General features: G+C 44.2%; 11 protein-coding genes. 6 read left to right on the top strand and 5 right to left on the bottom strand.

Annotation, left to right across the window (positions count from 1 at the left end):
- Positions 1 to 334 precede the first annotated feature (334 nt).
- The 4 genes from A1359_RS07400 to A1359_RS07380 all read right to left on the bottom strand — a co-directional run bounded on the left by A1359_RS07400 (position 335) and on the right by A1359_RS07380 (position 6,130).
- On the bottom strand, positions 335 to 1,405 hold the full coding sequence (locus A1359_RS07400; RefSeq protein WP_083960546.1) for an AI-2E family transporter: 1,071 nt from the start codon (positions 1,403 to 1,405) through the stop codon (positions 335 to 337).
- 484 nt (positions 1,406 to 1,889) lie between these two features.
- Positions 1,890 to 2,330, bottom strand: a complete 441-nt coding sequence (locus A1359_RS07395; protein ID WP_066980338.1) for a hypothetical protein — start codon at positions 2,328 to 2,330, stop codon at positions 1,890 to 1,892.
- 221 nt (positions 2,331 to 2,551) lie between these two features.
- Entirely contained in the window at positions 2,552 to 4,147 is a 1,596-nt protein-coding gene (locus A1359_RS07390; RefSeq protein WP_066980335.1) for a SulP family inorganic anion transporter, read from the bottom strand.
- Positions 4,148 to 4,891: 744 nt separating this feature from the next.
- Positions 4,892 to 6,130, bottom strand: a complete 1,239-nt coding sequence (locus A1359_RS07380) for a diguanylate cyclase domain-containing protein (protein WP_066980329.1) — start codon at positions 6,128 to 6,130, stop codon at positions 4,892 to 4,894.
- 837 nt (positions 6,131 to 6,967) lie between these two features.
- Here A1359_RS07380 and A1359_RS07375 point away from each other — a divergent pair.
- From A1359_RS07375 to A1359_RS07355, 5 genes are all read left to right on the top strand, one after another.
- Entirely contained in the window at positions 6,968 to 8,923 is a 1,956-nt protein-coding gene (locus A1359_RS07375; protein ID WP_066980327.1) for a BRCT domain-containing protein, read from the top strand.
- Positions 8,920 to 9,705, top strand: coding sequence for a bifunctional hydroxymethylpyrimidine kinase/phosphomethylpyrimidine kinase (gene thiD, locus A1359_RS07370; RefSeq protein WP_066980324.1), 786 nt, complete (start codon positions 8,920 to 8,922; stop codon positions 9,703 to 9,705). The genes A1359_RS07375 and thiD overlap by 4 nt, the downstream gene beginning before the upstream one ends.
- The gene (gene thiE / locus A1359_RS07365; protein WP_066980321.1) at positions 9,702 to 10,319 is read left to right on the top strand and encodes a thiamine phosphate synthase; all 618 of its coding nucleotides are present in this window, start codon (positions 9,702 to 9,704) and stop codon (positions 10,317 to 10,319) included. Before thiD ends, thiE begins: the two co-directional genes overlap by 4 nt.
- A gap of 14 nt (positions 10,320 to 10,333) precedes the next feature.
- Entirely contained in the window at positions 10,334 to 10,543 is a 210-nt protein-coding gene (locus A1359_RS07360) for a dodecin (protein WP_066980319.1), read from the top strand.
- 294 nt (positions 10,544 to 10,837) lie between these two features.
- Entirely contained in the window at positions 10,838 to 11,629 is a 792-nt protein-coding gene (locus A1359_RS07355; RefSeq protein ID WP_066980316.1) for a DUF5765 domain-containing protein, read from the top strand.
- On the opposite strand, the gene A1359_RS07350 is transcribed toward A1359_RS07355, so the two are convergent.
- Positions 11,597 to 12,646 carry a hypothetical protein gene (locus A1359_RS07350; RefSeq protein ID WP_066980313.1) on the bottom strand — a complete coding sequence of 350 codons (1,050 nt, stop codon included), beginning with the start codon at positions 12,644 to 12,646 and terminating at the stop codon, positions 11,597 to 11,599. The genes A1359_RS07355 and A1359_RS07350 overlap by 33 nt on opposite strands.
- A gap of 150 nt (positions 12,647 to 12,796) precedes the next feature.
- Between A1359_RS07350 and A1359_RS07345 the strand changes: the two genes are divergently transcribed.
- Positions 12,797 to 13,228, top strand: coding sequence for an HIT domain-containing protein (locus A1359_RS07345; protein WP_066980312.1), 432 nt, complete (start codon positions 12,797 to 12,799; stop codon positions 13,226 to 13,228).
- Positions 13,229 to 13,268 lie beyond the last annotated feature (40 nt).

Below are 13,268 nucleotides of genomic sequence, written 5' to 3'. Positions count from 1 at the left end.
AGACAGCTTAACAGACAACCATAAACTGTCAGCAACTTGGAAGATCAATACTTTTCAATAAGCTTGTTTTAGGCACCCTTGCCTAAAACAAGCGGCAATGGCAATACGTCAGCCGTTTGGCAATCGCTACGGAAGTCAGCTTATTGCAAAGCAAAGCAAAGCTAATCTAACCTGATTATTGGCAAAGCCTGGAACCGCCATTAACCAGCGATACAGCCACCGCTGAATTACTCTTACCGGTAGACTTTTACAACCTATGGGGCTGGAGCTAAGGATTTAATCTTATATAACTTGCCTATTTTTATGGCATAGGAAAATTGTTTTTGCGACATCCTTAGTTTGTATTACTTAACCAAGCCAGAAATAATTTATAGCCCAGCGCCAACACTACCGCACCGATAAACAAGCCAATAATACCGGCGTACATCATGCCACCTATGGCACCGACAAATATTACCGCCATAGGCATATCACTCCCACGCCCCATTAATATCGGCTTCAAAACACTATCCAGCATGCCTACCATTAACGACCAAGCCATAAAAACAACGGCAACAAAACCCTCATCTATCGAAAACACATAGACGATAACCGGTAGCATTAAAATGATGGTCGGCAATTGCGCAATCGCTATGAACAAAAAGGCAACAGTCAAAATACCAGCCCCAGGTACCCCGGCAGCAAAAAAACCGACGCCGGCTAGCAAAGTCTGAATGGCCGCTACACCGACAACTCCTCGCGCTACATTCCGAATAGTAGCCGAACATAAGTGAGTAAACTCTCCCCCTTTATCGCCCGCCATCCGCTTGCCAATAGACAACGCAAGCTTATGGCCTGCATCACCATGAATTAAAAATATGCCACAAAGAATAACGGACACCAATAACTGCAGAATGGCCAGCATCGCCGAAGCGCCAGAGGAAATCAACAAGGTCGTTACAGTCTTTAACTCTGGAGCCACTGCCTTAACAGCACCCGTGATATTGGTGGATGCCATCTGCCAGAATTGGAAAATAGGTTTACCAATTAATGGCCAGTTAGCAACTGTATCAGGTGGTGACGGTATGGAAAAATTGTGCTCGTGGAGATGGGCAGCCAAGGTTTGCGCATTTTCTCCCAGCATTTTAGCTAAAAAAACACAGGGCCCAAGAATAATGAGCAACAACATGCCAGTAATCAAAATGGCAGTCATTTTTTTCCGGCCGCCCAATTTGGCCGAAATTTTGATAAATGTCGGATGCAAAGCGATGGCAATAATCAAGCCCCAAACCAAGGGGTGAATAAAGGGACTGGCAATATGGAAGCACCAGTTTAACAACAGTAAGACAATCCCAATCTTAATGGTGGCATCTAAGGCTTTGCGACTAAAATCATCCGTCATGCTTGTGTTTTGCATATTTGTCATAGAGATATGTGTAGTTAGAGGGCGGTAGCAACCATTGCTTTGCCAGCAAAAAATGAAATTTACTCTTAATTACCAATACATGAGGAATGAGTGGAATCAGTTTAAAGCTCAGAAACTCAGATTTTCAAAGCTATTGTGCTCATATCAACGCTTTAAAACAAGTAGCCGATTAATTCAATGCGCTAGTGTAAACTGAAACTCAATTTCCTCTGCTAAGTTTTCAATCGGCGCCAGCACTCTGCATCCTCTGTTGAATTTTACAAATAGCTGGCAACGTTAGCCCAGAATAGGAACGGAGGAGGTTGAGGACTTGGTTTGGAATAACGTCCTGAATTGGCATCCCCATGCAAAACATCGTCGTTCCGGCAGATATAAGGGGTTGCCGGAACCCAGAAGCCATGGATGACTGATGGCTGATCACATCCAGGTGACTTGAAGCAGGAAGTTGTTTATGACCAAATCCTAAACGCATAATTTTTTTGACTCATGATAGTAAGAGCCCTACCCCCAAGGACAAACCGACCAGGGTGACTAGTAAAAACCTGGCCTTTTGCAGGACAGACAACGTTATCCACGCTTCCTGGGTGTAGTCTTTGAGTCTAAGTCCAATCAACAATGCTTTAACCCTACAGACAGATATTATCTTAGGCAAACAGCGCCATAAGTACCAGATCAACGCAAGGCCAAGTATTAGCAACACGTAAAACACTAGCATTTGAGCATGATGCTTGGTAAAGCCTAAAACATGCATCAATATCTCTTCCAGAAAAAATGAAAAAGATTCATACAGGATATGTAATGAATGACTCACATGGTCCCAAACCAAATCAGGGGCTAAAAAAACAATTGCTAGCATGCCGAAAAAAAAGGCTTTTTTAGTCAACATTACAATTCGATTGAAGGATTCAAGTGGCATCAGCTGCATGATTGATTGCTCCTCTGACTTAAAATAATCAACTAGTAATCTACAGCGCCCCTTTGGAACAAACTGTAAAAACGTCGTGTTTCGATTAATAACTCAATACAATGTCACTATCAATTAAAAGCTAACGATCGTGCGTTTTTCGTTAGCCATTTGCCACACCTAGAGGGGAAAATAATTGCTTCCATCCCCTCTATCGATAACCTGAATGACTTAAACCGACTTCAGTGTCCCGTCGAAAAGGCCAGTGTGACTTCTTCTCCGTTTGAAAATTGATGCAAAGGCGAACCTATGGCAAAACCTTGTAATTCGACCTTAATGTTGCGATCACGGGCAGCGACCATGAAGTCGGCGATAGTTTCAACAATGTCTTGATCGATGAACAGAGCCCGGGTACCATCTATTATGAATTCACTGCTCTCATCAATACTAGCCAAGTGTTTACGCAACAAAGCTTTATTCAAAAAAGACACATCTTTGTGTAGCCTTAGCAGACAATGTGAACCGTGCTTAGTGAGTGTCATGGCAGAGTGGAAATCGGACCACAAGACAAAGAAAATTCCGCAGGCCATACCAATTGCAATGCCTTCTAATAAATCCGTCATTAAAATTGCAACCACCGTAATGGTAAACGGTACAAACTGACTGAGACCATTGCGATACATGTTGATGAACATCATTGGTTTGGCCAACTTGTAGCCGGTTTGCAGCAAAATAGCCGCCAAACAGGCGAGAGGAATCGCATTCAAATATTGCGCAAAGAACATTACACTGACCACCAAGAGTACACCATGAAAAAAACTGGCTAATCGAGTTTGGCCACCGGCATTGATATTGGCGGCACTACGAACGATAACAGCAGTAATCGGCAAACCGCCCAATAGACCACTAATGATATTGCCCAAGCCTTGCGCTCTCAACTCAAGATTAGTGGGTGTATCACGTTTGTGTGGATCCAGTTTATCAACGGCTTCCACGCTCAATAGGGTTTCCAGACTAGCAACGATGGCTAAGGTAATGGCTATACTATAAATTTTAGGGTTACTAAATGCGCTAAAGTCGGGTAGTTGCAATTGGTGTACAAAATTACGGGTAGAACCTAGTTCAGGCAAAGAAACCAATTGTTTTAGTGTTAGGCTCCATTCAGGGGCATTGAGTAAAGCCCATTGATTAAAACTCACGCCCCAGGCAACGGCCAATAAAGGCCCCGGAATCAGCCGCAACAAGGAGTTTTCTCTTATCCATCGACTCTCCCAAATTACCAGGATTATCAATGCCACCAAGCTGATCATGGTAGCGCCATGTGAAACACCATGTAGGGACTGAAATAACTCCAAAAAACTGGAATGAGCGGTTTCCTGCATATAACTTTCATCCCCCACGAAGCTGGCGTCGTAACCAGTGGCATGCGGAATTTGCTTGATAATCAGAATCATACCGATGGCTGCCAACATACCTTTGATTACGGAAGCCGGAAAAAAAGCCGCGATGGATCCCGCTCTAAAAACGCCTAAAAAGAATTGTAAAATTCCAGCAATAACCAGACTCAACAAAAATGCATGGAAACCACCCAAAGTTTCGATTGCGGTAAAGACAATAACAGTCAAGCCGGCGGCAGGGCCTGAAACGCTCAAGTGTGAGCCACTCAACCAGGACACAATCACGCCGCCAACGATGCCGGAAATGATGCCGGAAAACAAAGGCGCACCCGAAGCTAGTGCAATCCCCAGGCATAAAGGTAATGCCACCAAAAACACCACGACGCTAGCCGAAATATCTTGCCGCAAGTGGCTCAGATAATATTGGAATTGTGTTTTCATTATCCTTCTCCGAATTTTCAGTTAGATACTCTTTAAAATAGAAGCAATGCTTGATGGCGAATTTGCCTAAGCGACATGGTAGCGAATCGAAATTATAAAGACAAGCTTTGATTGTCCCTATCAATAAAAAAATCTATGACGCAGGAAAATACCATCGAAAACTAATGAAAAATCTGGTAGGCGGTTATTAGTAGAAAATTTTCGAAATCAATTAACGTTAGAGCATCGATGGCCGACATGGCCGCATTGAACGTAGCCTGCGGGTAACAGCCGATATTGCTTGGCTGTATGAATGGCATCCCTGGCTCGGCTTACAAAGCATGCTTGCCGTGACGTCCCGTCGGAAAATTGATTATACGACCACCGAAGAAACACGCTATTTCATTAGCAGTCTGGATGCCAGTGATCCCCAACACTTAGAAAGAAAAGTGCGGGCGCATTGGGCTATTGAAAACAACCTGCATGGTTCTGGATGTCGCCTTTGATGAAGATAGTAATCGAACGCGCAAAGGGCACAGGGATGCGAATCTGGCGATACTTCGGCACTGTGCCCTGAATTTGATCAAAGCCGAAAAAACATCTAAGGTCGGTATCAAGATCAAACGATTAAAGGCCGGTTGGGATAATGATTACCTACTCCGGGTTATTGGCATTAATTAAGCGCGCTTGCCCTGCGCACGAAAAATCTATTAGCCAAACAAAAATCCGCCCGCACTCCAGAGTATTTAGTCTTAGACAATTAGCTTAAACTTGATATTTCGCCACCCTATTTCGACCCGAGTGTTTAGCTTTGTACAAAGCTTGGTCCGCATGGAGCAATAAATCCCCACATTCCATATTCTCAGCAGGTATCAAGGTCGCCACACCCAAACTAATCGTCACGTATTGGGAAACATTGGAATCAGGATGTGGTAATTTCATAGTTTCAACTGCCATCCGTAAAATTTCTGCCAATTGCATGATTTGCATGGAATCACACGCCGCCACCACGCAAAACTCTTCTCCGCCATAGCGAGCGATCAAATCACCTGAACGCCTGAAATAACGTCTTAATGTACGTCCCACTTGCCGCAAACACTGATCACCTTCAGGATGACCTAAATTGTCATTGTAGGCCTTGAAAAAATCGATATCGATCATAATCATCGACAACGGATAATGATGTCGAGTAGCCCGCTTCCATTCGCGGCGTAAAAAAGCATCGTAATACCGTCGATTAGGTAACAAGGTTAAAGAATCCAAATAAGCCAGCTGCAAGTGGCTTTGTGCCTTAGTCAAACGTCTGCTCAATTTTGATTGCGCCCAGGAGGCTATCAATAACGCCAGCAAACCGACTGCAGCAATCAATAAATGGGATTTTCTTAGTCTTTCCACTCGATCTGAAACGAAATCGTCGATAAATTCACCCGGCAGGCTGACACTAATACCGCCCCGTATATCCCCTACTTCACTTTCTTGATCAGCATGACATTTCAGACAATCACTATCCAACTTTAAAGGCCCCATGTAACGGTAAAACGGCTGCCCCCCAATATCGGTTAATTCGGTAAAAAAAGATGCTCCCTTTGCAAACGCTTGTAGCGCCTTGGCTTCCCAATCATCGGCTTTATTTTCAGGACGTATCGGTGTCAAACTGGTGATATGAAAACGGATACCACTGCCATTTTCTTCCAACTCCGCCAACTGCCGTGTCATATAGGCAGGATTAATCAGAGTTAGCTGAATACCGTTTGGTAGGGACACATCCCGATTGGGCACTTTTAGATAGGGATTAGGGGCTGTATTTACAGTAATAGGTGCGTACACGCCACCATGCTGGCTGTTCCATTGCCGTATTTGTACGAGGTGTTTAAAAAACATCTCAGCTTGCTTAAATACAACTCTTTCAGCGTATTTTTTATCGTCTTCGACCTGGTAATGAAAAGAAAAAGCAATCATAGCCAGCCATAACACCGAAAAAATAAGGAAACTTACACCTTTCATTTAGAATCCAGGCCTGTTTGCCGTTGGTAGGTAAGGCATACGATGAAGTCCAAACAAACGCTCCCTGATAACAATACTAAAAATAGACTCTGCATACAGCCTATTGATTATAATAAATAATTGAAGACCCCAGTCGACTTCATTAAACCTTCATCTTCTGTTCGGTTATTTTTGTTGAACCCAAATCCATTACTGGCTAACTATAGCTAGAATTACCGAAAGAATCGATGAATTCAATCACTTTTTAACCAAATCACGCCAGCTCTTCTCAGTCAAACGGCGACCTAAAGCGCTGAAAACAATCTTGAATAACTAAAAATCCATCATAGCTTAGGTTTTATTTAGATTTATTTTCCAGTAATCATGTCACAAATCAGTCTTGCGTTTATCAGGTATTGGAGGTTTTGCCAGCTCACTTCATTCATCTGATCGATGAGAATAGATTACCGCGGTTTCAATAATCAAAACCAGCACCGGTATCCGATTTGCAAATTCAACCATAACCTCGCAAGCCATTGGGAGCCAAATTGTCATTTACGCCGATCAAAAAATGAAAAAAACGCTGTAAATCATAACATTAATACTTAAGAATCAATTTCTTATATAAACATTATCAACCTAAATAGATAACTTTGTAAATATTGATCTAAATCAATATCTAGAAAATATTTGCCTATACACTATACCCATGTTGATTGATATCCTTCTGTTAACATGATCCTCTTGAAAGATAGGTCTCTGGGCGGGTGAACTTAATTCCCCGCCCTTTTTTCTGCCTGTCATTTTGCCATATTCCTCTATAATCGACGGCCAGATTGACTTCATTCCCGCCTCATCATGCTGACTGCTAACCAGAAAAATCTCGTTTCCCAAGCCAATCTAAGCTTTTTAGATTTATCTGAACAACGTTTTTGCCAACTTTGTCAGCAGCCGGATTTAATCGCTTCTGCCGGCGACAACGAATTAATCGACTTTTTGCACATTGCTAATGCTTTGTATCGTGGTGGTGAGCCTGTTATCAGCGATACGGATTACGACTTTACTTATCTGGCAGAGCTAAATAAACGTCAGCCTCAACATCCGCTTCTGCAAACCGTTGAACCAGAGCCTGCTTTTGCCGGTAAAACGGTGGATCTACCCGTCATCATGCTGTCAACTGATAAAGCTTACAGTCTTGACGATGTCCACCGCTGGGCAGGACGCATCGAAAAAGCCTGTGAAGAACTGGATAAAAACTTCGCGAAACTGATTTTTAAAGTCACCCCCAAACTGGATGGATATGCCGCTTTTGATGATGGCAACATGCTCTATACCCGTGGCGACGGCCGTAAAGGCACTGATATAAGCCGTGTATTCGAACGCGGCTTACAGGTAGCCAATCAAGGCCAACGCGGACTAGGCCCAGGTGAAATCGTGGTTAGCCGTAGTTATTTCGATGAAAATTTAGCCGATTTTTTCGACAACGCGCGTAATTTCCAGGCTAGCGTGATCAAAGAAAAACAATTAGAAGAACACGCAGAACTTGCTATCAAGGATCAAGCGGCAGTGTTTTATCCTTTTGCCCTGCTACCGTGTTGGACGGGGCCATGGCAAGCGTTGATAAGCGACTTTGAACACATCATCAAAGATATTTGGCATAAGGTCGATTACGACGTAGACGGCGTGATTCTGGAAATTATCGACGACGAACTTAAGCAGCATCTGGGTGCTACTCGCCATCATCATCGCTGGCAATTGGCGTACAAGGAAAATCAGCAAACCGCAGAAGTCGAGGTATTAAGTGTAACCCCGCAAACCTCACGCTCCGGCCGCATCACCCCGGTTGCTGAATTAGAACCCGTCAGGCTCAGCGGTGCTTTGCTGTCACGGGCAACCGCGCATCATTACAAAATGGTGCTGGATAACGGCATAGGTCCTGGCGCCATTATCCAATTAGCCCGCTCCGGCGAAGTCATTCCCAAAATTGAGCGCGTGATTATTGCAGCGCAACCACAGGTGCCCAGTCATTGCCCTAGCTGTCATCATGAGCCGATATGGGATAACGATTTCCTACTTTGTCCTAATAATTTTGAATGTCCGGCGCAAATTACTCATAGCATGGAACATTTTTTCCGGGTACTGAAAAACAATGACGGCTTCGGCTCGGCTACCATCAAAAAACTTTACGAATTCGGGATTCGCCGAGTCGACGAAATTTACGCGCTGACAAACGAACAATTCGAAAGCATGGGCTTCGGGCCAAAACAATCTGAAAACCTGCTGACACAATTACTGCGCAGTCGCAACGAAGCGGTGGAGGACTGGCGCTTTTTGGCGGCTTTTGGGGTATTTAGAATGGGCTTAGGTAATTGTGAGCGTTTGCTAGCGCATCATGCTTTAGTAGACATCTTTAACCTGAGCGAAGTCGATATCATCAGCATTGAAGGCTTTGCCGAAAAAACTGCGGCGGCGATTAAAGAAGGTTTTATCGCCATCAAACCTTTATTTGACAGGCTGATGGCACTGGGATTTAATCTACAAGCTAGCCAACACAGCCAAGACCAGGCGGCAAAAACGCTAGCTGGCAAACTAGTCGTTTTCACCGGCACTCTACATAGTGGCACTCGCGACGAGCTGGGTAAACAAGCCAAAGCGGCTGGCGCAAAAGTTGGCAGTGCAGTTTCAGCCAAAACCGATTATCTGGTGGCGGGTGACAATGTCGGTGCCAACAAGCTAACTGCTGCTCGCGAAAAAGATGTCACTATCATCAGTGAGCAAGATTTTTTGCTGTTGCTGAAAGGAGAAAGCGCATGAGCCCCAAACGCCCTATCGTATTATGCTTTTCCGGACACGATCCCAGTGGTGGTGCTGGTATTCAAGCCGACATTGAAGCTATCGCCAGTCATCGCTGTCATGCCGCCAGTATTATTACCAGCTTGACTGAACAAGATAGTCGCAATGTAAAAAAACTGATGCCACAAAAGGTGGAAAATATCATCAGCCAATTCGAAACCTTGCGTAAAGATTTTAAATTCGATGCCATCAAAATTGGCTTGATCGGACATCCTGACATCGCACTGGCACTTTGCGAGATTTTGATGACATGTCCAAACATTCCTGTAGTACTCGACCCCGTACTGGCTTCAGGCGGTGGTACTGAATTAGCCGGCAAACCGTTAATTGACATTATTACCGAACAACTGTTGCCATTAACCACGATATTAACGCCAAATTCTCATGAGGCACGCAAATTAGCAAATGAAGACGATTTAGCCGAATGCGGCCAAATCTTACAAACCAAAGGGGCGGATTACGTATTGATAACCGGCACACACGAGGACTCTGAATTGGTACATAACCGCTTATACATGCCAAACAAGTTAAACGAAACCTTCAACTGGGAGCGCTTGCCGCACAGCTACCATGGCTCGGGATGTACTTTGGCCAGCACGATCGCGGCTCTACTCGCCCAGGGTCTGGATGTATTTACCGCTGCCAACGAAGCCCAGGAATACACATGGCAAGCTTTGGCAGCAGCCTATCAACCCGGCCACGGGCAGCATAATCCCAATCGTTTGTTTTGGATGGATGCATGAGATTTCCAAACCGTGGTTTATACGCTATCACCCAGCCCGAAAACAAATCCATTTCGCAAGTTTTACAAGATGTGGAAGCCGCATTAAAAGGCGGTGCGGTAGTAGTGCAATATCGCGACAAAAACCCCATCGATGCCTATGCATTGGCTAGCCAAATATTAAAAATTTGCCATGCTTATCAAGTGCCCTTGCTGATTAACGATAGTGTGGAACTGGCGCTGACTATTGGGGCAGATGGCGTACATTTGGGTAAGGACGATGGTGATATTAATTATGCCCGCAGCAAGCTAGGGCCTGAGGCCATCATCGGCGTATCCTGTTATAACGATCTGCAAAAAGCCGATATTGCAGCCAGCAATGGCGCTAATTATGTGGCGTTCGGCCGTTTCTTCCCCTCCGGCTCCAAGCCCTTGGCTGCGCCTGCTGAAATCGCCACCCTTACCCTAGCCAAACAACATTTACAGATCCCCATCGTTGCCATTGGTGGCATTTTGCCGAAAAATGGTGGACAGTTAATTGCAGCAGGTGCAGACTTACTGGCAGTAATAGGTGGTGTATTCGACCACGAACCCGAAGCGGCTGCCCATGCTTATCAAGCTCTATTTAAACTTTAACCTGAGGAATCCTTATGCCAGATCATGTCTATCAAAAAATCGAATTGACCGGCTCATCTTCTGTTGGCATTCAGCAAGCCATTGAATGTGCTGTGGCAAAAGCCGGTGAAACCATTAAAAACATGCGTTGGTTTGAAGTCGTAGAAACCCGTGGTCATATTGACAATGGCAAGGTGGCGCATTGGCAAGTGACAATTAAAGTAGGCTATACATTGTCCAGCTAATCGATCATGACAATCTATGCTACAGAGCCGTCTTTATGTTTTAAACGGCTTTGTTGTAATATAGCGCCAATGGCCTAGCCAAGCACACTTACAGAAAGCCACCACGTCGATAAACACAAAGGGAGTTATCCGGAATACAGAGCTGCACAATATTTGCAATACCCCCTACTGTTAAAGCCAGAGGCCATACAGCAATCAACCGAAGATTGAACGCTGCCATTTTTAGCACAAACCAACGCAAGGTCGTTGAATCAAAATCAAGTGCTAAATATAGAATCAATCCCAGGAGATGTTATGTGTTGGAGTGGAGAAGCTTCGGCTATGCTTGCCACAACCGGTTTTGTTAGCACTGCTTATTTTTATCACAAAGGCGAATCCAAAACCTTGTGCGCTGCGTTGGCTTACTTTTCTTTAATGGAATTACTGCAAGCCTATACCTATTCAGTGATTGATGAGTGTTTAAACCCGCGCAATCAGATTGCGACCTTTCTGGGTTATATGCATATTGCCTTTCAGCCTTTTTTTATCAATGCTGTAGCTTTGCATTTCATTCCGCAAAACGTACGAAGACGCATAGCCCCAGCGGTTTATATGTTCTGTTTTGCTGCAGCCACTATTTTCATGATGCGTATATACCCCTTTAAATGGGCCAGCTACTGCTTTGACCGGTTTTACCAATTCCTGCCGGGCATGAACATCAAATACAGCATGCCGTTTTGTGGTCGCGAGATTTGCTCCACATCCGGTCAATGGCATATTGCCTGGGCCATTCCTGCCAATGGCAGTATTTTAATGGCCAACAGTTATATCTATGCCGCGTTCATCTTGCCCTTGCTATATGGCTCTTGGAAACTGGTGGCTTACCATGTATTCACCGGCCCCTTGTTAGCCTTTATGACCACCAATAATATGAATGAATGGGCAGCGGTTTGGTGTTTGTATTCGATTGGTTTACTGTTATTACTAATTAAAACCCCAATACGTAAGTATCTGCATGTTAGTAGTTGGTATGGCTATCACTACCCTACATTTTTATCCCAGGAAGAGATCACCTTAAAACCCGCTAAAACGAATATAACGCCTTAGCGGAGATCCTGCCGCCCATACGAAAGATTCGGTGTAATAATGCATCAAGGCCAGATACCCAATGACACCTAGCGTCACCGCTTTGTAAATTTGGGTGGCAAACAAGGTTTGCAAGACTAGGTTGACTAAATCATCACCATAAGCCTGCAAAAGATAAGTCAGTACCAACGAGAGCAATGGCAAAACCAATGCAGCCGGTAAATGACAACGGCTTGTCAATTTAAACAGTCCATTATCAGCATGTTGGCTATGCCGATTGACATCGTGACTGACATAAAAACTATATGCCGTGATGTCATGCACCAGGCGCGGCATCAGAATCGCCAAGAAATAATACTGTTGACTATAAACATACCAACTCGCTACCACTAGCAATGTATTGGCCCATAAAAAATACCAGCCGAAACGACTGGGCACGAATTTTTGACAAACAAATGTGCTCGCTATCAACACTATGGTCAGCATACTAGAAATCTGCAAAACCAGTTCGGCCTGTTGTGGTGTCAGGCTATTTTTTAAAAAAATGCCTAAGTAAATAAAAATACCCGCACTGACGCTCAACCAAAGCTGTAGATAAAACGCCCAATTCGGTAAACGACAAACGGCTTTTGCAATGCCATGTTGCTGCTTTAAAACGTGATAAACCGTCCAGCAAGCAGTGATAATGTATAAAGCCCGGTAGGGAATAAATAAACTACCCACGCCAAAAAACACAACAATGAACAACGACATGCCGATCAGTTTATTTTTAAAGCAGCTGACATAATCCGCATGACTGAACAGCAACAGATTGCTGGCAATGATATGTGGGGTACCAAACAGAATCTGAAACAACAAGAAATGGCTGGGGCTACTGGGCAACATATCAAGCAAGGCATGATTAAATACCCATCTATCCAGCAACTGCAGCAGCACGCAGACGGGCACAATCGCATACAAACTCAGTAGAAAACGAAATGATACCGACAGATTAAGACGGCTGGCTTGATAGGGAAGAGTTATACCTTGGGCTGACATAGCGCCACCTTTATAGTTTTTATTATCGGTGTTTATTATCGCTAATTTGCCCTATAACTCAAATACTTGCTTTAAACAGATTTGTAGGGCGTCGTGAGTAGGTCATACATAGACTACAATTTTCGGCTTTCAGCCAAGGATATTTCTGCCATGAATAAGTTTCAGTTACACCCTCGCCTGCAACAGGATTGTTTTGTCGTTGGTAATTTTGCCCTGTCGCAATTGTTAATGATGAACGACAGTCAGTATCCCTGGTTTATTCTGGTACCTCAGCGCAACGACATCGGTGAAATTTATCAGCTTAATGACTGCGACAGGCAACAATTGTTGCAGGAATCGTGTTTATTAGCAGAAAAACTCATAGACATTTATCAACCAGACAAACTTAATATTGCCGCTATCGGCAATTTAGTGCCTCAGTTACATTTACATCATGTTGCACGATATAAAACAGACAAGGCCTGGCCCGCCCCGATTTGGGGAAAGTTTGCTGCCTGCGCCTATCCCGAGCAAGAAGAGTCAGCACACATTAGCCGATTACAGCAAAGTTTACTTGGGTACTTAGGATTTCGCCAAATTTAACTTCCGCTTATGGTTCCCATACTTTGCGTCACTGCCATTA

It is taken from the genome of Methylomonas lenta (genome assembly GCF_001644015.1).
Taxonomy (GTDB): domain Bacteria; phylum Pseudomonadota; class Gammaproteobacteria; order Methylococcales; family Methylomonadaceae; genus Methylomonas; species Methylomonas lenta.
The sequence above is the reverse complement of the archived record's forward strand: the minus strand, read 5'-3'. Positions and strand labels throughout refer to the sequence as shown.

Bases quoted from the DNA above. Each gene is read 5' to 3' on its own strand.
- thiD (WP_066980324.1), top strand. From the start codon at position 8,920: ATGAGCCCCAAACGCCCTATCGTATTATGCTTTTCCGGACACGATCCC.
- A1359_RS07375 (WP_066980327.1), top strand. From the start codon at position 6,968: ATGCTGACTGCTAACCAGAAAAATCTCGTTTCCCAAGCCAATCTAAGC.
- A1359_RS07395 (WP_066980338.1), bottom strand. From the start codon at position 2,330: ATGCAGCTGATGCCACTTGAATCCTTCAATCGAATTGTAATGTTGACT.
- A1359_RS07400 (WP_083960546.1), bottom strand. From the start codon at position 1,405: ATGACAAATATGCAAAACACAAGCATGACGGATGATTTTAGTCGCAAA.
- A1359_RS07360 (WP_066980319.1), top strand. From the start codon at position 10,334: ATGCCAGATCATGTCTATCAAAAAATCGAATTGACCGGCTCATCTTCT.
- A1359_RS07380 (WP_066980329.1), bottom strand. From the start codon at position 6,130: ATGAAAGGTGTAAGTTTCCTTATTTTTTCGGTGTTATGGCTGGCTATG.
- A1359_RS07355 (WP_066980316.1), top strand. From the start codon at position 10,838: ATGTGTTGGAGTGGAGAAGCTTCGGCTATGCTTGCCACAACCGGTTTT.
- A1359_RS07350 (WP_066980313.1), bottom strand. From the start codon at position 12,646: ATGTCAGCCCAAGGTATAACTCTTCCCTATCAAGCCAGCCGTCTTAAT.
- thiE (WP_066980321.1), top strand. From the start codon at position 9,702: ATGAGATTTCCAAACCGTGGTTTATACGCTATCACCCAGCCCGAAAAC.
- A1359_RS07345 (WP_066980312.1), top strand. From the start codon at position 12,797: ATGAATAAGTTTCAGTTACACCCTCGCCTGCAACAGGATTGTTTTGTC.
- A1359_RS07390 (WP_066980335.1), bottom strand. From the start codon at position 4,147: ATGAAAACACAATTCCAATATTATCTGAGCCACTTGCGGCAAGATATT.